The sequence below is a fragment of the Cellulosilyticum sp. WCF-2 genome, from assembly GCF_003990395.1.
GTDB lineage: Bacteria > Bacillota > Clostridia > Lachnospirales > Cellulosilyticaceae > Cellulosilyticum > Cellulosilyticum lentocellum.
This window is the reverse complement of sequence record NZ_CP034675.1, coordinates 4,274,736-4,300,000: the sequence shown is the minus strand read 5'-3', so window position 1 is coordinate 4,300,000 and position 25,265 is coordinate 4,274,736. Positions and strand designations below refer to the sequence as shown.

Annotated in this window: 21 protein-coding genes; 20 read left to right on the top strand and 1 reads right to left on the bottom strand. The window is 34.9% G+C overall.

From position 1 onward, the window contains the following. The first annotated feature begins 14 nt into the window (after window positions 1-14). The 13 genes from EKH84_RS19505 (at window position 15) to EKH84_RS19445 (ending at window position 17,293) form a co-directional block, all read left to right on the top strand. Complete coding sequence (locus EKH84_RS19505; RefSeq protein WP_127067585.1) at window positions 15-1,301, top strand: ABC transporter substrate-binding protein; 1,287 nt, start codon at window positions 15-17, stop codon at window positions 1,299-1,301. 64 nt (window positions 1,302-1,365) lie between these two features. Beyond that, the gene (locus tag EKH84_RS19500) at window positions 1,366-2,250 is read left to right on the top strand and encodes a carbohydrate ABC transporter permease (RefSeq protein ID WP_127067584.1); all 885 of its coding nucleotides are present in this window, start codon (window positions 1,366-1,368) and stop codon (window positions 2,248-2,250) included. After that, window positions 2,237-3,085, top strand: coding sequence for a carbohydrate ABC transporter permease (locus EKH84_RS19495; RefSeq protein WP_127067583.1), 849 nt, complete (start codon window positions 2,237-2,239; stop codon window positions 3,083-3,085). The genes EKH84_RS19500 and EKH84_RS19495 overlap by 14 nt, the downstream gene beginning before the upstream one ends. A 46-nt stretch (window positions 3,086-3,131) precedes the next feature. After that, window positions 3,132-4,061: a GNAT family N-acetyltransferase gene (locus EKH84_RS19490; protein WP_127067582.1), complete on the top strand. Its 930-nt coding sequence runs from the start codon at window positions 3,132-3,134 to the stop codon at window positions 4,059-4,061. Between the two features lie 44 nt (window positions 4,062-4,105). Continuing rightward, window positions 4,106-5,632, top strand: coding sequence for a DUF4127 family protein (locus EKH84_RS19485; RefSeq protein ID WP_127067581.1), 1,527 nt, complete (start codon window positions 4,106-4,108; stop codon window positions 5,630-5,632). Next, a complete protein-coding gene (locus tag EKH84_RS19480) occupies window positions 5,610-6,584 on the top strand; it encodes a CehA/McbA family metallohydrolase (protein ID WP_243118617.1) in 975 nt (324 codons plus the stop codon). The genes EKH84_RS19485 and EKH84_RS19480 overlap by 23 nt, the downstream gene beginning before the upstream one ends. A 12-nt stretch (window positions 6,585-6,596) precedes the next feature. Beyond that, window positions 6,597-7,289: an N-acetylmannosamine-6-phosphate 2-epimerase gene (locus EKH84_RS19475; RefSeq protein ID WP_190283403.1), complete on the top strand. Its 693-nt coding sequence runs from the start codon at window positions 6,597-6,599 to the stop codon at window positions 7,287-7,289. 2 nt (window positions 7,290-7,291) lie between these two features. After that, entirely contained in the window at window positions 7,292-8,341 is a 1,050-nt protein-coding gene (locus tag EKH84_RS19470) for an SGNH/GDSL hydrolase family protein (RefSeq protein WP_127067578.1), read from the top strand. A gap of 24 nt (window positions 8,342-8,365) precedes the next feature. Beyond that, window positions 8,366-9,478: an N-acetylglucosamine-6-phosphate deacetylase gene (nagA, locus tag EKH84_RS19465; protein WP_127067577.1), complete on the top strand. Its 1,113-nt coding sequence runs from the start codon at window positions 8,366-8,368 to the stop codon at window positions 9,476-9,478. 8 nt (window positions 9,479-9,486) lie between these two features. Then, window positions 9,487-10,866, top strand: coding sequence for an MATE family efflux transporter (locus tag EKH84_RS19460; RefSeq protein ID WP_190283402.1), 1,380 nt, complete (start codon window positions 9,487-9,489; stop codon window positions 10,864-10,866). A 602-nt stretch (window positions 10,867-11,468) separates the two neighbouring features. Next, window positions 11,469-13,487: a methyl-accepting chemotaxis protein gene (locus EKH84_RS19455; protein ID WP_127067575.1), complete on the top strand. Its 2,019-nt coding sequence runs from the start codon at window positions 11,469-11,471 to the stop codon at window positions 13,485-13,487. Between the two features lie 399 nt (window positions 13,488-13,886). Beyond that, the gene (locus tag EKH84_RS19450; RefSeq protein ID WP_127067574.1) at window positions 13,887-14,636 is read left to right on the top strand and encodes a tRNA threonylcarbamoyladenosine dehydratase; all 750 of its coding nucleotides are present in this window, start codon (window positions 13,887-13,889) and stop codon (window positions 14,634-14,636) included. A 416-nt stretch (window positions 14,637-15,052) separates the two neighbouring features. After that, on the top strand, window positions 15,053-17,293 hold the full coding sequence (locus EKH84_RS19445; protein WP_127067573.1) for a cation-translocating P-type ATPase: 2,241 nt from the start codon (window positions 15,053-15,055) through the stop codon (window positions 17,291-17,293). Window positions 17,294-17,477: 184 nt separating this feature from the next. Here the strand turns inward: EKH84_RS19445 and EKH84_RS19440 are convergent, their stop codons facing one another. Then, window positions 17,478-18,239: an immunoglobulin-like domain-containing protein gene (locus EKH84_RS19440; RefSeq protein ID WP_127067572.1), complete on the bottom strand. Its 762-nt coding sequence runs from the start codon at window positions 18,237-18,239 to the stop codon at window positions 17,478-17,480. 299 nt (window positions 18,240-18,538) lie between these two features. Here EKH84_RS19440 and EKH84_RS19435 point away from each other — a divergent pair, with 299 nt between their 5' ends. The 7 genes from EKH84_RS19435 (at window position 18,539) to EKH84_RS19405 (ending at window position 25,260) form a co-directional block, all read left to right on the top strand. Further along, a complete protein-coding gene (locus tag EKH84_RS19435; protein WP_127067571.1) occupies window positions 18,539-19,204 on the top strand; it encodes a diphthine--ammonia ligase in 666 nt (221 codons plus the stop codon). A gap of 183 nt (window positions 19,205-19,387) precedes the next feature. Continuing rightward, on the top strand, window positions 19,388-20,437 hold the full coding sequence (gene rsmH, locus EKH84_RS19430; RefSeq protein WP_127067570.1) for a 16S rRNA (cytosine(1402)-N(4))-methyltransferase RsmH: 1,050 nt from the start codon (window positions 19,388-19,390) through the stop codon (window positions 20,435-20,437). A 141-nt stretch (window positions 20,438-20,578) separates the two neighbouring features. Next, window positions 20,579-21,259 (top strand): response regulator transcription factor, encoded by a 681-nt coding sequence (locus EKH84_RS19425; RefSeq protein WP_127067569.1) that lies wholly within the window; start codon window positions 20,579-20,581, stop codon window positions 21,257-21,259. Continuing rightward, complete coding sequence (locus EKH84_RS19420; RefSeq protein ID WP_127067568.1) at window positions 21,249-22,994, top strand: sensor histidine kinase; 1,746 nt, start codon at window positions 21,249-21,251, stop codon at window positions 22,992-22,994. Before EKH84_RS19425 ends, EKH84_RS19420 begins: the two co-directional genes overlap by 11 nt. Window positions 22,995-23,163: 169 nt before the next feature. Continuing rightward, window positions 23,164-23,775, top strand: a complete 612-nt coding sequence (locus tag EKH84_RS19415; protein WP_127067567.1) for a TetR/AcrR family transcriptional regulator — start codon at window positions 23,164-23,166, stop codon at window positions 23,773-23,775. A gap of 4 nt (window positions 23,776-23,779) precedes the next feature. Beyond that, window positions 23,780-24,673, top strand: a complete 894-nt coding sequence (locus EKH84_RS19410; protein ID WP_127067566.1) for an alpha/beta fold hydrolase — start codon at window positions 23,780-23,782, stop codon at window positions 24,671-24,673. 140 nt (window positions 24,674-24,813) lie between these two features. After that, window positions 24,814-25,260, top strand: coding sequence for a MarR family transcriptional regulator (locus tag EKH84_RS19405; protein WP_127067565.1), 447 nt, complete (start codon window positions 24,814-24,816; stop codon window positions 25,258-25,260). The last annotated feature ends 5 nt before the right edge of the window (window positions 25,261-25,265 follow it).

Below are 25,265 nucleotides of genomic sequence, written 5' to 3'. Positions count from 1 at the left end.
AGAGGAGGAAGAAAATGAATAGAAGAAAATTAACTAGGGTTTTATTTAGTACTGTGATCGCAACAAGTCTTATGCTAACAGGGTGTGGTGGTAATAAGGGTAATAGCACAGCAGTGGGATCAAAGGATGGGCAGTCAGCAGTAGCGCAGACTACTATTGAGTTTTGGACAATCTCACTGCAACCAACCTTTACAGACTTTTTCAATGAAAGAATAGCTGAATATGAAAAAGAGAATTCAAATATCAAGATTAAGTGGGTTGATCTTCCTTATGAATCTATTCAAGAGAAGTTAGTTACTTCAGTAGCAGGTGGAACCTCACCAGATGTAGTTAATTTAAATACACAAATGGCACTTACCCTTGCAGGGAAAGGGGCCTTAGTGGATTTAAATAAAGAAGCAACAGAGGAACAAAGAAGCATTTATATTCCAAGTCTGTATGAATCAACACAAATAGGAGATTCTGCTTATGCTTTCCCATGGTATGCTTCACCCAATATTATGTTCTATAATACAGAGTTATTTGAAAAAGCAGGAATCACAGATATACCTACTACATATGAAGAAGCAAATAAATTGGCTAAGCAAATGAAAGATGCAACAGGTGCATATCTTTATAACCCACCTGAATTCTTTAATATGTTATTTGAAGAAGGTATTCCTATATTAAATGATGATAAGACAGAAACAGCCTTCAATGTACCAGAAACAGTTGAGTTATTAAGCACCTATCAAGAATATACGAAAGCAGATATTCTTCCAAAAGATAAATGGGGGAGTTGGGATGAGGAGCTCAAATTATTTGAAACGGGAAAACTGGCAATTATTAGTTCTTCAGGATCTTCATTAGAAAGAATCAAAGATGAGGCCCCAGATATTTATGAAAAAATCGCAATTGCAGCACCTCTTACTGGAGCAGAGAAATTAAGTCGAAATGCATTAATGAATATTGTTGTCCCAGAGGCTAGTGACAATCATGAACAAGCAATTAAATTTGCCGCATGGATTACCAATGATGCCAATCAGCTTGCTTTCTGTAAAGAAGTTGCAATCTTCCCATCTACATCAGCAGCAGTGGCAGATTCATTTTTTACTTCTGATACAGAAACATTGGAGGGGAAAGCAAGAGCAATGTCTGCAGAACTTAGTGATACATCCAAAGATTATTCTTTAGGAATCGAAGGACAAAGTGATATTCAAGATGATGTAAATAAGGTATATGAAGCGGCCATTATTAGTGGTATTGATATACAACAGGCTCTTGATAATTCTACTAAACTGGTAAATTCTGAATTGAAGTAAAAAGAGTCAGAAACCTTCCTTGGGCGAAAGTGTCTAAGGAAGGTAAAATTTAAGGAGGTTTGAAATGAAAAGTAGGCACAAACAAACACTTAAAGCCTATCTATTTATGGCTCCAGCTTTAATTATTCTTATTCTGTTTGTATTTCTACCGATTTGTGGAAGTATTCCTTTGATGTTCTTTGATTATTCTGTATTAGGGAAAACAAAGTATATTGGTTTTGATAATTTTGTAGAATTGCTACAAGATCAAGAATTTCGTACTGCCCTATTTAATTCTATTTTATTTGTAGTGATAGTTCCTGTCATTCAGATATTATCAGTTATTCTTGCATTACTTGTTAATAGAAAAATGTATGGTATTACGCTATTCCGTACATTATTCTATATTCCGGTAGTAACTTCAATGGTTGCAGTAGCCATTATGTGGGGATTCTTGTTTGATTCTAATGGGGTGGTAAACACACTACTTATGGAAATGGGAGCAATTAGTAAGCCTCTTGGCTTTTTAAATAACAGTAAAACAGCCATGCTTTGTATTATGTTCATTACAGTTTGGCAAGGTCTTGGATATTATATGATGTTATATTTAGCAGGTTTACAGTCTGTGCCCAAAGAACTAGAGGAAGCTGCATGGGTGGATGGTGCGAGTAACTTTAAGACTTTATTTAAGATTAAGATACCTATGTTGAAACCTTATATTTGGTTTTGTTCTTTAAATTCAGTTATTTCGGCAGTTAGTGTGTTTGATGTAGTTTATGTATTGACAAAAGGTGGTCCCAATGATGCGACAAATGTAATTAATTATTACTCCTATGTAAAAGCATTTCAGGACTTCGAATTTGGATATGCAGCAGCAATTGGCGCGGTACAAGCTATTATTACTAGTATTTTAAGTATTGTGGTATTTGTCTATGGCAAAAGGGGAGGAGGCATGAATGGTAGTGAATAACTCATTAAAATCTAAGAAAAATAGAAAAAGTTTATATAAAGACCTCTGTATTTATATATTACTCATTATTATAGCTATTATCTGTGCAGGACCGTTTTTATGGATGTTTTCTACATCCTTTAAGAGCGGACAGAATATTTACGATTTAAGCTTTATTCCTAAAAATCCTACCCTAAGTAATTATATAGGGGTTATGGAGTTTATGAACATACCCCGATATATTGGAAATACGTTAATTTTAACAAGTTCATCTATTTTTTTGGATGTTGTTTTATCAGCTTTATGTGCATATGCTTTGGCGTGTATGGAGTTTAAAGGAAAGAAAATAGTTATGACGGCTTTGTTAGTATCTATGATTGTGCCCGCAGCTGCTGGTATGATAATTAATTATTTAATTATTAGTAAGATGAGCCTGCTTAATACTTATGTTGGAGCCATTTTACCTGGGGCGGTAAAGGTATTTAGTATCATTTTGTTAAGGCAGTCATATATGGCCATACCTAAAGAACTTATTGAAGCTGCGAGAATTGATGGTGCAGGTGATCTATGTATTTGGAAAAAGATAATGATGCCAGGAATTCTTCCAGCTGTGTCAACTGTTATAATCTTTGACTTTATTAGTAAATGGAATGAATTTTTATGGCCAATTATCGTATTGCAAGATCCAGATAAATATCCACTTGCAACAGCTCTGCAGTATCTGAATGGATCTTTCAACTACAAATTTGGCTATATAGCAGCAGGTACGATAATATCTATTGTACCAGTAATATTAGTATTTATTATATGCCAGAAGAATTATGTGGAAGCAATTAGTGGTGCAATAAAAGGCTAGAGTATGAATGGGTATCATGAGGAGTATATGGAAAGAGGAGTAGAAAATGGAAAGTATTATTAGAGAAATAAAGAGTACTGATAAAAAAGAAATTGTGAAATTATTTCATTCTTGCTTTTCCACATTGTTTCCTATCAGCGAAGAAATTCTTGAAAGAACAGTTTTTGAGTCAGGGGATTACTGTGCAGAAGCAAGCTTTGTGATTTGTGATGCAGAAGATGGAAAGATGATAGGATGTATTGCCACAAAGGTATCAAGAAATCAGGAATTATATCCGGATACTGGGTGGATTACACTACTATTTATAAGGCCAGAATACCGTAGAAGAGGACTAGGAAGTACATTGTATGAGAAAAGTCAGCAGGTATTTAAGGAAAAGAATATACATAAGGTGTTTATAGGGCAAGATCTACACAATCTATTTTCAGGCATTCCGTCTCCCAATATTGAAAATGAAAATTTTTTCCGTAAACATCATTTTTGGTTAAATCCAGACCAACATTATGATTTACAAGGGGATGTGCAACAGAATCCTACTCTTACCCGTTTCGATGTAACTGAATTTGAAAAAGAATTTTATGTAGAAACAATGAAATGTGGTTATGAAGAAGAATTGTTATCATTCTTAGAAAAGGAATTTCTCGGTCGTTGGGAATATGAAGCACAACAATATCTAAGTAATCAAGAAAACTTTGATAAAATTGTTGTATTAAGGAAGCACAACACAGAAGAAATAGTTGGGTACTGTATGCTTTCTATGAACGAAGATAAAATGGCGGGACTTGGTCCTATTGGAATTGGTAAAGAGATTCGAGGAAGACATGTGGGTAACTATATCTTGAGACAGGCACTACTGCAGTTACGTACACTAGGAGCAATACAGTGCCTAATTGATTGGACTGTATTAAAAGACTTTTATGGCCAATTTGGATTTAAACCTATACATGTTTATCGTAGTGGCTATAAAGAAATTTAGTACATATAACAACAGATTTTGTAGAGCACAGGAGTGAGGTAAAAATGAAGAAAAAAATAGTATTGCTACCTTTAGATGAGCGACCTTGCAATTATGATTTTCCAATGGAACTTTTTAATCATGAAGAGCTTGAGATTGTAAGACCAGATAAACTGGGCGATAAGAAAAAGCTTGCAAATAGAGATAAAATCATTAATTTTTTAAAGAAAGAGTGTATAGATGCAGATGGATTAATTTTGTCTATTGATATGCTTTTGTATGGGGGCCTGGTTCCTTCTAGAATTCATAATGGGACAGTGAAAGAGTTCCGAAAAATGTCTACCGTAATAAAAGAATTAAAAGAGAAAAATCCTAATTTGTTGATATATGGATTTCAAGTTGTAATGAGGTGTCCTTCCTATTCTAGTAATGATGAGGAACCAGATTATTATGAAGAATGTGGTGAAACCATTCATAGAGTGGGAGAATTAATTCATAAGAGCCGTCTTGGACTATCTGATGAGAAAAAAATGAATCTAATTATGCCTGAGATTAATCAAGAATATCTAAATGATTATGTAGGCAGAAGACAGATTAACTGTGAGATGAATCGCTATATACTTAATTACTTGAAAGAAGGATATTTAGATTTTATGGTGATTCCACAGGATGATTCGGCTACCTATGGGTATGCTGCTATGGATCAGGAAATTATCCGTGCAGAAATCATGAAACAAAATCTGGGAGACCGGATATTAGTATATCCAGGAGCAGATGAAGTAGGTATGGTGATGATAGCACGGCTTATTAATAAAATACATGGTAAGAAACCCAAAGTATATGTGAAGTATGTGTGTGAGAAGGCAAAGTATATTGTGCCCCTTTATGAAGGAAATACCCTCTCCACAACGGTAAAATATCATATTCTTTCGTCAGGATGTCAGATGGTAGAATGTTATGAACATGCAGACTTGATTATGGTAGTTACTGCACCAGCTGGAGAGATGAAGGAAGCTATAGCACAGCCATGTCTATTACCTGACTATCGCGCAGAAAGAAATTTCCCGGAGTTAATAGACTTTATAAAAGATCGTATAGCAGAAGGAAAACAGATAACTATTGCAGATAATGCTTATGCTAATGGTGGCGATTTAGAGTTTATCAATATGTTGAACTATAATAACCTGTTGTTAAAGGTCGATGGATATGCAGGATGGAATACTTCAGCAAATACTATTGGAACTGCACTTGCTGAAGGAATTGATGCACTTTACTATGGAAAGAGTAAAGCTCATCAGGATTTTCTTGTAAAGAGATATATTGAAGATGTAGGCTACTGTTCAGTAGTTCGTGGTAAGGTTACAGAGGAACTTGCTGGAACGGAAATGAACTATTTTGATGTAAAGGAAAAAAGAGGATTTGTATCACAAACTGTGGAAAAGTATTTAAGAGAATTTCTTTTCCAATATTGTAGTAGCGTAGCGGACAAAATATGGCTTAAGGATGTGTATATGCCATGGCGACGTATGTTTGAGGTTGGCTTCCAAGCAGGAATTGAGGCGAGTAGTGATGATAGATCAAAAGGGATTTAGTACAGATGGTCAGTGGTTCAAAGGTAATCTACATAGCCATACTACTGAATCAGATGGAAATTATACACCGCAGGAAGCAACACAGGAATTTAGGAAGCAGGGATATTCTTTTTTGTGTATAAGTGATCATAATCTATATACTGATTATAGGTCTTTATTAAACACAGATGATTTTATTATCTTACCAGGACTAGAGGCGGCAGCAGTATTATTTGATAAAGAGAATACTTGTATTTGCGTACATCATGTAAATGGAATATTAGGAACGACAGCCATGCAGCAGGCTGCTACAAAGCCACTGCTTCAGCATAAGGAGACATATGAACCTCGTGTTTTCTATAATAAATGGGATGAGGAAAAGGTTGCACAGGAGATAATAGATGATTTACATGAGAGAGGATGTTTTGTGACCTATAATCATCCCATGTGGTCTAGAGTGAGTTCTGAGTTATTGAAAAAGTTGTATGACATAGATATTCTAGAAATTTTTAACTATAATACGGAAAACGAAAGTGGTACAGGCTATATTACTAGTTGCTGGGATCAGATGCTAAGACAAGGTAGAAGACAGCTCGCTAATGCAGCAGATGACAATCATAATGATGGAATATTTGATGATGCTTTTGGTGGTTTCATTATGGTAAATGCAAGAAGCTTGACTCATGAAGCAATTGTATCAGCTATACTAAGTGGCAATTACTACTCCTCTGCCGGACCTTATATTTTAGAATGGGGAATAAAGAACGGTACAGCATACATATGTTGTGATTCTGTAGAGAGAATTAACTTTATTGCAGATGGTTATGTGGGAGCAGGAACTACAGTAATCGCTAAGGAAGAACCTCTACAGAAGGCCGAATGGAAACTTACTGGAAAAGAGAAATATATTCGAATAGAATGTGTGGATGCTCAAGGAAGAAGAGCCTGGACGAATCCTATGTACATTAAATAAGGGGGCATAAGAATGAATGTAATTCAACAACTGAAAGGAGGCCTTATAGTTTCTTGTCAGGCTTTGAAGACGGAGCCACTTTATGGCTCAGAAATAATGGCAAGAATGGCTATTGCGGCTAAGGAAGGTGGAGCTGTTGGCATTAGAGCTAATTCGCCACAGGATATTAAAGCAATTAAAGAAGTGGTAGACCTACCTGTAATCGGACTTTATAAGGTGGATTATCCTGATTCAGAAATCTATATTACACCTACTATGAAAGAGGTGGAGGCATTGATGGAAGTAGAACCAGATATCATAGCAGTAGATGCTACAGACAGGTTAAGACCAGGAAAAATGACGCTTGAACAATTTTTTATAGAAGTTAAAAAAAGGTATCCTAAGGTATGCTTTATGGCAGATTGTGCCACATTTGAGGATGCAGTTAAGGCACAAAAACTGGGATTTGATATAGTAGGAACTACTTTATGTGGATATACTAAATCTACTTTAGGAGTAGATATACCTAATTATGATATGATTCATAGAATAGCAGAAGAACTGAACATACCAACTATTGCAGAGGGAGGAATTTGGGAATTGGGGCAGCTTGCTAGAGTATATAAAGAAAAGATATTAGCTGCTGTAGTAGGAACTGCTATTACGCGTCCGAGGGATATTACCAAACGATTTATATCTGCAATTCCAAAACAGAGGTGGGAGTAAAAATGAAATTAGAAGCTTCCAAAGATAGAATGAAAGTAATGGGGCGCTATGACAGACTAGATGAGATGTTATACCTCTGCTATTCAGGGGCCTATGTAGAATTTCTCTTTGTAGGTTGTTATTTAGAAGTGGAGATGCTTTCTGATTTTGTCAGTAATAAAGAGGCATGTATAATGGGAGTGTACCTAGATGGAAAAATCCATTCTAGGCTTAAGCTAAACAAAGGCATACACCGTTATACTTTAATTGATTCTACTGAGCGCATAAGTGTAAAAGTCAGATTGATAAAACTGACAGAAGTGCAATATGCTACATCAGCAATACATGCATTATTTACAGATGATGAGGCTACTATTCAACCAACAAAATATCAAAGACGAAAAATTGAGTTTATTGGAGATTCTATCACCTGCGGTTATGGAAATGAAGGAAATCAATATGGAAGTTCTACTACTGAAGAGGAAAATGCAGTAAAATCATATGCTATTCTTTGCGCTGAAGAATTAAAAGCAGATTTTCAGCTGATTTCTTTTAGTGGGATTGGTATTATTTCCCGTTATATAGAGCCAGATATAGAGGAGCCTTTGACAGATGTACTCATGCCTATTATATATCCTTACACGGATTGGTACCTCTATAAAAGAAAAGAAATTAAGAATAAACATCTTTGGAATTTTAATGAATTCATAGCGGATATTGTAGTGATTAATTTAGGCAGTAATGATGCCAGTTATATTAGAAATCAAAAAGACAGAGAAAATTATTTTGTAGAGGAATACCAGAAGTTTATTAGTACGGTAAGAAAATATCAACCTGAGTCAGTAATTATCTGTACTATAGGCGTTATGGAAGGAAAAATCAGTCTTGTGGTGCAGAAGGCAGTTAGCTTATACAAAGAACATACAGGAGATAATAAGGTATATTTCTTTGAGGAAGAGGCGATTAGATCAGAGGAAGGAATAGGAACAGCAGGACATCCTACAGTAAGAACTCATGAGAGAATGGCACAGAAGCTAAGGGAATATATTCAAGAGAATGGATGGCTTGATTGATTAAAGAAAGGAAGGAAAGATAAAGTGAGTAATAATTGTTTAAGTGGTAAAATCTTTACGGAAGACGGAACCTTTCAAGAGGGAGTAGTTACAATAGAAAATGAAAGAATTACAAGATTGGAGAAAAAGCAAGATGTGCCAGATTATTACATCCTTCCTGGACTAGTAGATGTACACTTTCATGGATGTGCAGGTCATGATTTTTGCGAAGGAACTAAGGAGGCTATGATAGCAATTGCCGAATATGAGGAAAGGCATGGTATTACATCTATTTGCCCAGCTACAATGACACTAGCTGCAGAAGTATTACTTAATATTTGTGAACAGGCAGCAAGTGTTAAGAAAGAAATTCCTTCTTTGGTAGGCATAAATTTAGAAGGCCCCTTTCTTTCGTATAGAAAAAAAGGGGCACAGAATGGAACCTATCTCCAAAAACCTGATATAAATTTTTTATACGAATTACAAAAGAAAGCACAAGGCTTAATAAAACTTGTAGCTATAGCACCGGAGATAGAAGGGGCTATGGCGTGCATAGAAAAATGTAAAAATGACTTTCACTTTTCAATTGCCCATACAGAGGCTGATTATGAAGAGACATCCTTAGCTCTAAAAGCAGGAGCTGATCATGTGACCCATTTGTTTAATGCCATGCCAGTTTTTGGGCATAGAACACCTAGTGTGGTTGGAGCAGCATTTGATAATGAGAAGACTTATGTTGAGGTCATTGGAGATGGCGTTCATATTCACTCATCTATGATTAGGTCAATTTTTAAACTTTTTGGAGAGAACAGAGTTGTATTAATTAGTGACAGTATGATGGCAACAGGAATGCAGGATGGCATGTATTTACTAGGAGGACAAGATGTAATAGTAAAAGGTAATTTGGCTACACTTGTTGATGGTACTATAGCAGGAAGTGCAACTAATCTATATGACTGTATGGTCAATGTAATCTCCATGGGTATTTCACCTAAAATGGCTATAGAAGCAGCTACTATAAATCCTGCCAAATCCATAGGTTTAGATAAGGAAATTGGTAGTATTCAAGTAGGGAAATACGCAGATTTGTTAATAGTGGATAAAAACTATAAATTAATAAAAGTTGTATCTAAGGGTAAAATAATAGACCTAGAATGAGAGAACCTATGAAACAGTGGAAAATATGGATAGATCAGTACTTAACGAAAGAATTGGGAAGCAAACTTTTTACATATAGAGAACTTTTTAGTATGTTACTTCCGATTATTTTAGATGTTTTTTTTGTTAATATAATTGGCATCTTAACAACAGCAATGGTTAGTTCTTCTAGTCAGGAGTCTGTGTCGGCTGTTAGTTTAATTAATCCTATAGCTATGATGATCTATGCAGTAATTAGTGCACTTTCTACAGGTGGAACAGTTGTAACAGCCAATTATGTTGGAAGAGGAGAAAAAGAAAAAGTGAAAAAGACTGCCGGACAAGTAGTTTCTTATCTTACGGTGGTCGGGGCGTTTACAAGTTTTATTATTGTTTTGTTTTCTAAAGAAATTGTTCGGATTTTCTTTACTACAGCAGATAAACAAGTAATGCGAAAAGCAGAGATATACTTAATTGGTGTAGCAATATCGATGATTTTTCTAGCAATTTATATGGCGGTTTTTGCAATTTTTCGAGGGATTGGTGAAACGAGAACTTGTCTAGGTCTTACTGTCCTTATAAATCTAATTCATTTAATAGCAAGTTTTTTGTTCATTAATATAATGAATTTAGATATATTAGGGACAGTATTATCATTAAATATTGCAAGAGCAATAGGAGCAGTGGTTGCTATTTATATGGTGATGTGTAAGAAAGGCAAGATTGGCATTGCATTTAATTATTTCTTTTCATTAAATAAAGATATTGGAAGTAATATATTTAAAATAGGAATTCCTTTTGCCATTGAGCAGATTTTAATAAATATGGGAGGTATGCTAGTGCAGACATTTTTGGTTCCTCTAGGAACTATGATAATTGCAGCAAATGCAGTTACGAACTCTGTGCTAAGTATTTTGTTTGCCGCAGGAACAGCTGTTGGAACGCTTTCGATGACTATAGTAGGTCAATGCATTGGTGCAGGAGAGCAAAGGTTGGTAAAGAAATATGGAAAGTCTATGACAAAGTTAGCTAGCTATATGATAATATTGTCATCCATGATTTTTTTACCTCTAATGCCTGGAATTTTAAGTTTATATAAGGCGCCAGTAGAAACTGTTAATTTAATATGGAAGTTAATCTTATCTACAATCATTCCTGTGATATTTTTTTGGCCTTTTTCAAGTGTACTACCATGTATACTTAGAGCATCTGGTGATTCAGCCTATGTGTCATGGGTTTCTCTTATAACGATGTGGAGTATTCGTGTACTATTAGGATATTTATTGACGATTCCTTTAGGATTTGGTGTTATGGGTCTTTTTATCGCTATGAGTGCAGAATGGATGGTTAAGAGTTTTATATACTTTTTACGTTATCGTAGAATTAATAATAGAGTATTAGATGATTGAAAATTAATAATTACAAATTTTAATTTACAAGGAGTTTAATGCAGATACAAGAGAAAGAATCAAATGACTAAGTATTTAGATATTTGATAATGGAAATGATGAAAAAGCTACATTGATATATATATTGATTTTTCTTGAAAAACAAGTACCTCCTACTAAGCTTCATCATGGACGGCTATTAGATTTATTGAGTCTATTAAGACAAAGGGATTAGGTAATATGTTCATTTGTCAGAAGATAAGGGCACTACATTTAAAGTTGGGAAAAGGAATGGTAGACTTATAGTTTTAGTAATTGACACAAGAAAGATGATAAAAGTAGGTATACTTAATGGAAACAAATTTACTTGCGTACTGGATTTTAGTGAGAAAATACCACCTTTATTTAATAAACATAAGCTTCCCACACTAGAATGGTGTATTTTACATTGAAAACTCAATATTGTAGCCAATAAAAGGGCATAAGGCTTCTCTTTTTGATATGATCCAATTGACAAAAACCAAAGTAGATTTATGGCATGTTAAGTATACCGCAATTACAGAGTCAAAAAGCAATTAAAGGATGTATTGCTCTAGTATAAATTTCATAGGAGGAAAGAGAGCATGATCAAATTAAGAGCAATTATTGGTGGAATAAGAAGTATCAAAACAAGACTAATTGTTAGCTTTTCAGCTTTAGTTTTAATATCATTCTCAGTCTTGGGGATAGTTGCTAATATGATTGCTAGCAATATTATAGTAGATGAAGCAAAGGAATCCATGCTATCACTAGTGAGAAGCTCTGCAGCATTAGAAAGTAGCCGTTTAGAAATACAATCCAATACCTTAAAAACCATTGCTATATTGGATGAAGTTCAAGGAATGGAATGGGAAACACTAGCAGCAACATTGAATTCTCTTTTAGAAAAAACAGATTTTCAAGGAATGGGTATAATTGAATCTGATGGAACTGTTCGTTATTCCGATAGAAGAGAGTATACATTAAATGAAAACAGTCCTTTAATGGAGGTTTTCAAGGGGAAGGAAAGTGCATCTGAATTTACCATTAGTCAGGCAACGGGAGGGCTGAGCTTATTACAAGCTGTACCCATTGTGAATGGTGATAAGATGATTGGAGCTTTATTTGGAGTGAGGGATGGAGTAGCCCTAACCAATCTTGTTACGGATATTGGCTATGGAAAAAGCGGTTATAGTTATGTAATCAATGGTGATGGAACAGTGATAGGTCATCCAGATGTACGTTTAGTATTTAGTGAGTTTAATGCACCCGAAAAAGCTAGGAAGGATAGTAGCCTCACTTCTACTTCAACTGCAATAAAAAGGATATTAGAAGAAAAAGAAGGAACTACTAGTTATTCTTATGAAGGAGGCAGTCAATATGTAGGCTATGCCCCAATAGGAGGTACAGAGTGGACATTTATACTAGTTGCCAGTGAAAATGAAATATTAGATGCTTTGCCAATATTAGAAAGTTCTATTTTATTAATTGCTATTATTTTCATTGTAATTAGTATGATACTTACTAATGTGATTGGCAGTGGTATATCAAAACCAATTGTAGAGACTGTTGAATATGCCAATCAGATAGCAAAATTAGACTTGACCCAAATAGTTGCTCAGAAGTACATAGATAGAAAAGATGAGGTAGGAAGTTTAGCTAAGTCCTTACAAAAAATAACAGGTGGACTTCATGATATCGTTGCTGAAATTAATTCTTCTTCTGAACAAATGGCCTCTTCTGCCGAAGAATTGACAGCTACCTCACAGCAAGCAGCCACTTCAGCTAATGAAGTTGCAAAAACAGTAGAAGAAATTGCAGAAAGTGCCTCAGAACAAGCAAAACATACAGAAAATGGTTCTTCTCAAGTGTCTCGGCTTGGAATCACAGTAGAAAGAGTACATGGTTATATTGGAAATGTAAATAATTCTTCCAATAAAGTGACAGAGATAGTAACAGAGGGCTTAAAGGAAATGGATTCTTTAAGTCAAATAACAAAGGAAAGTACGCATGCTATAAGTGAGATTTACCAAGTTATTAACCAGACCAATAAAAGTTCAGAGAAAATTGGTGAAGCAAGCAATGTTATTGAATCTATTGCTACCCAAACCAATTTATTATCTTTAAATGCAGCTATAGAAGCAGCTAGAGCAGGTGAAGCTGGTAAAGGATTTTCTGTTGTTGCAGAAGAAGTTAAAAAATTGGCAGAGCAGTCTGCTGATTCAATTGAAGTGATTCATGGCATTGTAAATGAGCTACAAAGTAATATTAGCCATGCAGTTCAGACGATGAATAGGGTTACCGCCATATCTGAAGAACAGGCCAGTAGTGTAAACAATAGTAAGGAAAGATATCATTTGATTGCACAAGCTATGAAAGACACTATCCAGGTGATGAATCAGTTAAGTACTTCAGGAGATGAAATGAATGTAATGAGGGAAGATATTCTACTAATATTACAAAGCATGTCTGCCATTGCAGAAGAAAATGCAGCAGCATCAGAAGAAACAGCTGCTGCCACAGAAGAGCAAACAGCTTCTGTAAGAGAAATTGCAGAGGCTAGCGATAGTTTGGCTGAGCTAGCAGTTAAATTGCATGGTTTAGTCGAAAAGTTCAAAATATAGAATGTATTTATAACAAAAAAGCTGATTAAAGAGTATACAAAAAGGATACTCCTACTTCTTTCTTAAGGGGGTACCCTCATTTAAGTGCCCTTATTCCCGGCTATAATTTATACTGCATTATGTCGATATGGGAACTTGGATTGAATAAGATAGATTATTGAAAGACAAAAGAGTTTTGAGGTTGATGATAATAAACGATAAATAGGTAGTTAAGATAGTTGTAATATCATTTATGGGGATGATGCAAGGGGAGATGAATAATAGGATTAAAAGTTAAATAAAAATACCAAGTAATTAGATATGAAAACTTGACAAAACACCTTTGAAAGTTTAGGATTATTTAAAATATGCAAATAATAAAGAATAAATTATAAAATAATACGAGAAAAGAAGGGTGTTATGTTAAATCAGTTTTCTAGAACACAATTACTTATTGGAGAAACAGGAATAGAAACATTAGCTCATGCGAGAGTGGCAGTATTTGGCATTGGAGGTGTGGGTGGTTATGTTGTTGAAGCCTTGGCTAGGAGCGGCGTTGGGGCATTTGTTTTAGTTGATGATGATAAAGTCTGTTTAACCAATATTAATAGACAAATTATAGCTACTAGAAGAACGGTAGGGCAATATAAAGTAGAGGTCATGCGTGACCGCATTTTAGAGATTAATCCAAAGGCAGATGTACAGATTCATAAGTGCTTTTATCTGCCAGAAACAGCAGCGGAATTTGACTTTTCAAGCTATACCTATGTTGTAGATGCAGTGGATACTGTAACTGCAAAAATCTCAATTATTATGAAAGCTCAAGAAGCAAAGGTGCCGGTTATTAGTTGTATGGGAGCAGGAAACAAGCTAGATCCAACAAAGTTTGAGGTCGCAGACATCTATAAAACCCAGATGTGTCCTTTAGCAAAGGTGATGAGAAGAGAGTTAAAGAGGCGTGGTGTTAAATCTCTAAAAGTTGTTTATTCTACGGAGAAACCGATTAAGCCATTAGAAGATATGTCCATAAGTTGTAAAAGTCATTGTATTTGCCCACCAGGAGCAGAAAGAAAATGCACGGATCGCAGAGATATACCAGGAAGTATAGCCTTTGTACCATCAGTAGCTGGACTTATTATTGCCAGTGAAATCGTGAAGGATTTAGTTTGATATAAAAAACCGTATTCAGAAATGTGAAAGAAGCATTAATGAATACGGTTTTGATATTTTATAGATTTTAGTATCTTACAAAAATTATTCATATTTTTTTGCTATTATTATCATTGGAATAAATATGCCTAATAATATGGGTAAGATAATAAACCTCTGATACACAGGTGCATGTTCTTAAAAGATAGATTGCTATCTGTCTCAAAAAATTATATAGTTGATATAGGTTGTGTATTCAATACAAGAAGTTAATTTAATCATATATTTCAATTTACCGAATAAAGTTTCAATTCTCCATCGTAAATGATATAATGATTTGATTCTATTACTAGTGATATTTGGGGAACAGTTTTATACCATCCTCAATGGACAAGTATTAACATCTAAAAGAAAGGTAATACAAAAGGTTAATTTAAATGAATAAGGAAAACCAAATAACAAAAACGACAGGGCAGATATTTAAGGATAATATCTGTACGCTTTTCAATCTATTTAATCTACTTATTGCAATTGCCCTTGCCTGCGTAGGGGCATGGTCGAACATGTTCTTCATACTTATTATAGCGGTTAATGTTTGCATTGGAATTGTACAGGAATTAAAAGCCAAGAAGCTAGTAGAAGAGTTATCTTTATTGTCAATGCCAACGGCCGATGTCATCAGAAACAATGAAAAAATGCATATTTCAATTCAAGAGGTAGAAGATCAAGATATTCTTTTACTTGAAAGTGGCAATCAAATCTGTGCCGACAGTGTGATTATCTCAGGTGAGTTAGAAGTCAATGAATCACTACTTACTGGAGAATCAGACCCTATCATAAAGAAAGAAGGGGATTCACTTTTATCAGGTAGTTCAGTTATCAGTGGGAAGTGTCAAGCAAAGGTACTTCATACAGGTAGTGAGAACTATGTTTCTAAAATAGCTGATGAGGTAAAAAAACTTAAAAAGGTAAATTCAGAGCTAATGCTTTCTATGAGAAAAGTGACTGGGTTTACAGGCTGGTTGATTATTCCATTAGGTGTGCTTCTATTCCTTGAAGCTTATTTTCTAAGAAGTAATTCCCTTCAAACAGCAGTTGTTTCGACAGCAGCAGGGCTACTAGGCATGCTTCCTAAAGGACTTGTTTTACTTATTAGTATTGGACTAGCTACAGGAATTGTTAGGCTTTCTAAGCAGAAAGTACTCGTACAGGATTTATATTCTCTAGAATCTCTTGCACACGTTGATATTATATGCCTAGACAAAACAGGTACAATAACAGAAGGCAAAATGCAAGTTGAGAATGTTATCATGCTTGATGATGATTTCAAGATACCATTTAGCACGATTATGGGTGTTTTCTTAGGCAATACAGATGACAATAATGCAACATTTCAAGCCATGAAAGATTATTTCCCAGAAGCAGATGAGTTTCAAGTAACTTCAAAGATTCCTTTTTCCTCTGATAGAAAATGGAGTGCTGTAACCTTTGATCATGGGGATACATTTGTGATTGGTGCACCTGAGAAGCTTTGTGATAAGGAGCTTCCAGAGGAGGTACGCCATGAGATGAAAGATGGCAAGAGAATTTTGCTTGCAGGTGTAGCGAATAAAATAGAGGATAAAACGCTCTGCGCTAGTGAAGTGAAGCTACTTGCTGCTATCATTATTAGTGACCCAATAAGAAAAAATGCTATTTCTGCCATTTCTTATTTCCATAACCAAGATGTTGATGTAAAAGTTATTTCTGGTGATAATCCAGTTACAGTATCAGCTGTTGCAGCAAAAGCAGGAATAAAAGATGCTAGTAGCTTTATCGATATGTCTACAGTAAATGATACGGACATTCCAAAGGTAGCAAAAGAGTATTCCGTTTTCGGACGTGTGACACCACAACAGAAAAAACATCTGATTAGTGCCATGCAAAAAGAGGGACACAGTGTGGCAATGACTGGCGATGGAGTCAATGACCTTCTAGCAATGAAACAAGCAGATTGTTCTATTGCAATGGGGAACGGAAGTGATGCTGCTAGACAAACGGCGCAGCTAGTACTACTTGGCTCGGATTTTTCTGTACTAAAGAACGTTCTTGCAGAAGGAAGAAGGGTTGTAAACAATGTTACGAAATCAGCTGGCGTATTTTTTATAAAAACGATTTATTCTGTATTGCTATGTATTATTTGTGTATTACTTAATATGGATTTTCCTTTTATACCGATACAAATTACCTTAATTGACCTGGCCATAGAGGGCTATCCATCATTCTTTATTTCCTTTGAGCCTAATGATACAAAAGTCAAAGGAAAATTCCTTCCTACAGCCTTAAAAAGTGCAGCACCTAATGCGATTGCCATCACACTATGTTGCATTATTATTGGAGCTGCATCATTTATAGTTCCAAATGATAGTGAGCAGACAGCGCTACTTATGTATTTAACTGTAGGTATGCTAGGCATTGTTGGGGTTATTAAATCTTGCATGCCATTTAATAAGCTAAGAGCATTCCTAGCTGTTACGACTACAATTGGATTTTTCACTGCAGTATTATTATTCCATAAGATTTTAAAGCTTCCTCTTATCAGTATGAATACATTATTACTCTTTGTAGGTATTACAGTGATAGGAATAATCATAGAAAGAATTTCTGCAGCATTAATCACTAAGGTATGTAAACATTAATAAAAAAATTACCTTTATGTATGTAAAATAAATAAAATAGATTATTTAAGTTTAGATATTATAAATAGAAAAAACAAGAATCCCAAACTATGTAGGAGGGTACATAGTTTGGGATTCTTGCTTTTTTCAGACTCTTAGGTGTTACTTCTATAACTGATTAGTAAAGTAGAAAGTGTAAATAATACTATACTTCAAAGTTAGCATAGTAAGTATTGGTATCATAATCTCCTGTACCTCTAAAATCCATAATCTCTTTACCTATTCTGTATTTGCCAGCAGGAAGATTGCCATATAGCTCTGTCCAGTTCACTACCCATTCTATGCTGTTATTCATGGGGATAATCCAAGCTTCTTGTGTCCAACCTCGTTCATATTCTGAGGGCAACATTTCTACGGGGACCCATTCATTGTTTATTTGGACTTCTAGCCAATAAGGACTACCAGTTTGTAAATTTCCTGTTGGCTGGCCACCTGACTGATTACATACCAATGTCAGTCCAGAAGAGGTAACTTTGCTAGCCGTTAGTTGGATACCCCAAGTATCCGTAGTTTCTTTTTCAAATCTTATCCACTTCTCATTCATGTATAAATCGATGCTGTTTTCATCTACATATTGATAACCATAACCATCTCCAAAATTGGATTGGTTATCTTGGATTGGGATTTTAGAGGTATCTACGGCTGAAGTGATTTCTCCGTCCATCACACCACATCTACCTTCAATATCGCTTTCACGACCTGTATCAAGGTATAATTCGCCATTTACCATTACCATAGGACGCCTGTCCAATGCAACTTCTTCGGTCTCTTTTATTTCTTCTACATTGGTGGCTATAGCAGATTTGGAATGTCCCTCACTTCCTGGAGCAAGAGCACTTTGATTACAACCTACCAATAGCAGAGACATACAGGTCATGGTGGTAAGTAATAATAGGTATTGTTTCATCTGGGTTCCTCCTAATAAGATGTTTTATTTAATCTTCTATTAGATTTGACGAAAAAGATTACGTAATGTTCCCAATATTCCTCTAATCAAACAGGTATATGCCGTGTGACATATACTCATTTTTTATATATGATGTTACAATCAGTTAATTACTAAGCCGAAGACTGTAGGCACTTGGGATAGACAGTTGTGTATAAATATTAAATTTAATATAATCAAGATGACCCTATAGGGGTTATACATGAAATACGTATTATAGGCTCTAACAAGAGAGATGAATATAAGGAGAAAATAATAAAATGAATCATAGAGGTAAAAAATTCGTTGCATCCTATAGTGGTGGGAAAGACAGTCTGTTAGCCATATATAGAGCTATTCAAATGGGAATGGAGCCTGTTGCACTCATTATTACATTTAATACAGATAGAAATGAATCGTGGTTTCATGGCGTACCGGAAAAGGTGATTCAAGAGGTTTCAAAGTCATTGAATATTCCTATCAGGCTCATCAAAACTTCTGGTGAGGAATATGCCCAGAATTTTGAAAAAGAGCTTTTGTTTCAAAAGGAAAACGGGGTAGAGGTTTGTATTTTTGGTGATATTGATATTGAGGAGCATTTAGAGTGGTGCACAAAGCGCTGCAAAGCAGTTGGCATAGAAGCTTTCTTTCCACTTTGGAAGGAAGAGAGGAGAGCCTTAGTGGAGGAATTCATAAAGGTGGGATTTAAAGCCAATATTACAGTGGTAGATACGACAAGGCTTAGCGAGAAGCATTTAGGAAAGTGTTTATCTGCTAAAATCATTTCATCCATTGTATTAGAAGGAGCAGATGCTTGTGGAGAAAATGGAGAATATCATACCTTTGTATCAGATGGCCCATTATTTTCCTATCCAGTACCATTTACATATAAAGACAAAATATATAGTAATCATTACGCTATTTTACCTATTCAAGCTAAAGTATAAGCTAGGTATGTATTTGATATTAACAAGAGATAATGAATGGCATTAATATTGCAAAATAAACATAAAGGTATAATAATTTTGTAAGTACTAGATGGATGTGCTACTATTAATTAAAAGATATATATAATTTAATATTGGAAAATAGTCAAAACAACTAAAACGAGGAAAGTTACGAGGAAATCCATGGATAATCAAGAGCAAAAGCACAAACGACGTGTGAGATATAAAGGAACTCATCCCAAAAATTATAAAGAAAAATACAAAGAACTTCAGCCTGAAAAATATGGAGATACGATTGAGAAGGTAATCAAAAAAGGAAGTACACCTGCTGGTATGCATATATCTATATGTGTTAAAGAAATACTAGAATTTTTACAAATAAAACCGGGGCAAAAGGGACTAGATGCAACCCTTGGATATGGCGGTCATACTTTAGAAATGTTAAAATGCTTAGAAGCTAAGGGGCATATGTATGCCTTGGATGTAGATCCTATTGAAATAGTAAAAACAAAAAAACGGTTAGAAGATTTAGGGTATGGAGAAGAAATATTAACAATTAAGCAGCTGAACTTTCGGGATATTGATCAAGTAGCTGCAGAAAATGGCTTATTTGATTTTATGTTAGCGGATTTAGGTGTCTCTTCAATGCAAATTGATAATCCAGATAGAGGTTTTTCATTTAAATATGAAGGGCCATTGGATTTACGATTGAATCCTGAGAAAGGTATATCGGCAGCTGAACGTTTAAAAGATATGACACAAAAAGAATTAGAAGGTATGCTAATTGAAAATTCGGATGAACCCTATGCCAAGGAGATATCAGAGGCTATTATTTCTAAAATAAGAAAAAGAGATTATATTTCTACGACTACCAAGCTTCAACAAGTTATAGGAGAAGCTCTTGAATTTATTCCAGAAGATAAACGAAAAGAAGCGATTAAGAAATCATGTCAAAGAACGTTCCAAGCATTACGAATTGATGTTAATAGTGAGTTTGAAGTGCTGGAAGAATTCTTAGAAAAGCTTCCTAATGTTCTTGCCAAAGGAGGACGTGTTGCCATACTAACGTTCCATTCAGGAGAAGATAGACTTGTCAAAAAATCCTTTAAAAGATTACTCCGTGAAGGGGTTTATAGTGAAATTGCCACTGAGGTTATCAGACCATCAGCAGAAGAATGTAATATGAATGGTCGCGCTCGCTCAACGAAAATGAGATGGGCGATAAAGGCATAATTTGAATAGAAAATAAAAATCCCCAACCAAGTACTAGTAGCACTTGGTTGGGGATTTTTATAACAGTGTATTTTACATACAAAAGGTCATAAAAAAGACAGATTATGCTACTATTATGAGAGGGAAAAGGGGAGGACAGAAATGGATAAAATATTATTAGTAGAAGATGAAAAGAGAATGCAGGAGATAATCAGTGATTACTTTCAAGTTAAAGACTGTAAGGTTATCTGCGTGAATCAGGGGAGAGAAGCGCTGAGTATTTTAGAAAAAGAAAGCTTTGATTTAATCTTACTAGATGTGATGATGCCAGGAATAGATGGTTTTACAGTATGTAAAGAGGTACGCCTTCGGTATGAAACCCCCATTATTTTTATTACAGCAAAATCTGATGAAGAAGATCAGCTCTACGGGTATGAGTTAGGGGCAGATGATTATGTGACAAAGCCTTTTTCTTTAGGGGTATTATATGCTAAAGTTATTTCTCTTATTAAGAGGGCAAAAGGAACCATTATTGAGGACAAGCTGAAGGTTAATGATATTTGTATAGATTGCAAGAAATTAGAGGTGACTGTAGGAGGGGAAGAAATCAAGCTAGCTCCTATGGAGTATAGGATGCTTGTTTATTTCATGAGAAATAAAAGTCAAGTCATTACAAGAGACCAGCTTATCGTAAGGTTGTGGGGGTATGACTTTGAAGGGAATGATAGGGTGATAGATACTCATGTAAAAAAACTTAGAAAAGCATTGGGTAAAAGTGGCAAGGCTATTCGTACAATCATGAAAGTGGGCTATAAGCTGGAGGTGGCAACCAATGAAAAATAAGATGAGCTTTCGGAAAATACTTTTAAGAGTATTTGCGGCTTTTTTTGCTTTTTATATAGGTATTATGAGCCTATTTACGTTTGTGCAGTATAAAAATAGTAAAGCTGACTGCGAAAATAGGAGAGCTGGATTTTGCTCCTCTATTATGAAATATATACCTTCAGCACCTGAGTTTAGTGCTGAACACAGAAATCTAGATATACCTTTAAGTTATTTTTTTATTACGCAGAGAGATTTCTTTTGCACTAATGAGAATTACATAAGAGCGGCTCTTTATACAGAAACAGGGGAGAAGGTAGTAAAAACAGGCAACTATATAGCTTGTCCAAAGCCCATTATAGTTAATGAAAGTAATTTTGGTAGAGATTCATATGAATCCTATTTTGCACTAGTTGATGTGGATAAATACCTTAGTAGTGAGCAGATTACTCATTTGTTTGAACTAATACAAAAGGAAAATGATATCCTAAAGTTTTCATTAAGTGTATCAGGATATCAAAATAAAAACGAAATTATTCCTGAAAAAATAACGATTTATAAAGAGGAGTGGAAGCCAACGGATGCAATTGTTGATAAGCAAATCATAAAAAGTGCTTCGCGGATAAAGCGTGAGTTTTTTGAGGAATATACTTTTATAGTAGAAGATGTAGAAGGGCTAAAGAAGTATAGGGCAGATAACTGTACATTTTACCCAGAGAGTATAGTAAATGTAGGGCTTATGAATACAGGGGATAGCTACTCCCTTATGAAGAGAAGTAGGAATGAGAAGATCTTAAGGAGATTTGAGACATGTACACCGACACTTACTAAGGAAATGATGCAGGAAGCCAAGGAGCAGATAACAATATCATCCTTTGAAAGTGAATTTTATAAAGAGAAAGGACAGATCATATGGTATTTTAGTGAGGGTGGAAAAAACTATTATTTAGTGGTAAATACAGTTAGCTTTCCATTAGAAATAGCCATAAAAAATTTAGTACCTGTATATGTATTTTCTTTAATCATGATAGTTCTACTAGTAGTTATTTTATCTAGGGGATTATGGAAAACTTATGAAAAGCAGACACTCTTAGAGAAGAATAGAAGAGAGCTTACAGACACTATTGGTCATGAGTTAAAAACACCTTTAGGCATTATTCGTACTTATAGTGAAGGGTTAAAGGAGCATATTTCAGAAGAAAAAAGAGATCATTATCTAGAAGTCATCATAGATGAGACTGCCAAGATGGATGAGCTTATACTAGAAATGCTGGACTTATCAAAGCTAGAATCAAAGGCCTATGCATTGAAGGAAGAAACATTTTGTCTGAATACCCTTATCCAAGAGGTCTTAAAAAATAAAGAAAGACTTTTTGAAAATCAGGAATTAGAAGTAACTTTTACTGCTGATCAGGAGTGGGAGATTGTAGCAGACTACAAAAGAATGATGCAAGTAATCAATAATCTAGTAATCAATGCAATTATACATACACCAGAGGGCGGAAAGATTCAAATCTCAATTGAAAAAGGAATAGTAGTCATTGAAAATGAAGGAGAGCCTATTTCAGAAAATCAGCTTCCTCTAATTTGGGACGCTTTTTATAAAGGGGATAAGGAAAAAGAAAGATGTGAAAGAGGGACGGGCCTTGGACTATCTATTGTACGTAACGTATTAGAACTTCATAAAATGCCCTATGGAGTCAACAACACAGATGAAGGAGTAAAATTCTGGTTTGAACTTATGCGTAGAAAATAAAGAAATGTAGTATGGATATGAGCTTTTTAATAGTCTAATGGGATAATAAATAAAACTGATGAAATGAAAAACTTTGTGGAAGGAAAATTAGCAGAATTTTTTATTGTTTGACAACTTAACGAATGTTAAGTAGTATTAACTTAACACTCGTTAAGTAAAGGAGAATAAGATGATAGAAAAGGAGAATACAAAGGAAAAGATTGAACAGATAGCATTAGAATTATTTTCACGTTATGGTTATAGGGCGGTTTCTATACGTGATATTTGTAAAGAACTAGGTTTTAGGGAAAGTAGCATTTACTATCATTTTGCTAATAAGCAGGCAATTATGGATGCCTTATTAGAGAAAATCGAAAGCTTGATAGAAACTATGAGGAACCAGTTTGATACAGCTTTCGCTAGAGCAGGAGAAGTATCAAATGAGGATATATGCAAAGTAGCAGTGGGCGTTCTAAATGACTATCTGTTAAATCCATATGTCTATAAGATGATTGCAACACTAACTATTGAACGAATGTCAGATCAAAAGGCCGCAGATACTTATCAAAATCTGGTATTTACTTTTCCTCTTGAGCAACAGGAGAAGGTGTTTGGACAGATGATAGAACGGGGATATATAAAGGAAAATCAAGCAGAGGTATTGGCACAGGAATATTATTCTATTATCTACTTTTCATTTCAGAAAAATTGTATGGGGATGGAACTAACGGAGGAAAGAAAAGAGCAAGCTAGAAATGAGATAGAAAGAAATATGAGAGACTTATATCAGAAGATGAGGTGAGAGGATGGTAAAAGTATATCGAAGCAAAAAAGCAGAGCAGGCAATTTTAAGAACATATGATGAACTTTTAAAACAGTGGGGGATTTCATATGAAGAACAAATGATTTCTACCCGTTATGGAAACACACATGTTATTAGCTGGGGGAAGAAAGATGGGCTGCCTATCGTTTTGTTTCATGGAGTGGGGGATGATTCTGCATTAATGTGGTACTATAATGCAAAAGAGCTAGGAAAACATTTTCAGCTATTTGCTGTAGATACTATTGGAGGGCCTGGAAAAACCAAGCCTGGAGAAGCTTACGGAAAAGGATTTGATGATGCTTTGTGGATAGATGATACTTTAAATGGACTTGGACTAGCTAAAGCGTCTTTGATAGGCGTATCTCATGGGGGATACCTAGTGCAGCTTTATACGGTGAAAAGGCCAGAAAGAGTGCAGATACCTATTGTCATGGCAGCTAGTGTGGCAGCAGTGAAAAGTGGAAGTAGCATGAAAACCATGTTTAAAGTATTTTTTCCAGAAGCTTTGGTTCCAACACGAAAGAATGTACAGAAGTTGCTATCAAAAATGACAGGAGAACATACAGAGGTATTTATAGAGAATCCATTACTGCTAGAACATTTTTGTTGGCTTATGCGGGGATTTAATAATATGGCTATGAAGTATCATAGTATATCTTCTTTATCAGAAAAAGAGATAGAGTTACTTCGTACAAAGGCATTTTTCCTTGTAGGACTGGAAGATCCTTTTGAAAAGCTTGGTGGAGAAGCTATACTGAGAGAGAAAAAGATGCGTGTGAAATTTTTTGAAGGTGTTGGACATGGAATTAATCATGAAATTGCAGAACAGATTAATCAAGAGATCATACATATTATAGAGAAAAACAGTTTTACTTAATAAATATATTTTGAAGGTACCATTAATAGTGCCAATACGGCTAAGGATAGTTGATTGCTTCTTGACAAAATACATAACATATTATATTTTAAGATAAAATACATAATATATTATATATTCTTGAAAAAGGAGGGCGTAGATTGAAATTAGAAGGAATTGATGAAGAGCTAATGTTATATGGGATGCTCTTTGCGTTATGCAATCGTATTCAAACAATAGGGGACAGTCAGTTTGAGGACATTACTATGAAGCAGCATTTTATGATGGTTGCATTAAGTGTAATGGGAGAAGAAGCACCCACTTTGAAAGAAACAGGGGAGTTCATTGGCTGTTCTTATCAGAATGTGAAGCGTATGGCAACACAATTGGAGCAAAATAGGTATTTGCGAATCATACAAGATGAAAAAGATAAAAGAAAACTAAGACTTGTTGCTACGGATAAAATGACAAAGCTAGAACAAGTGAATTTAGCAGCTACTAACCAATTTATGCAAGAAATGTATAGGGGAATTAGTAAGGAAGAATTAAAAATGGCTATAGGAACACTCAAGAAGATGAATCACAATTTAGGCGGTACCATACAGTAAATGTA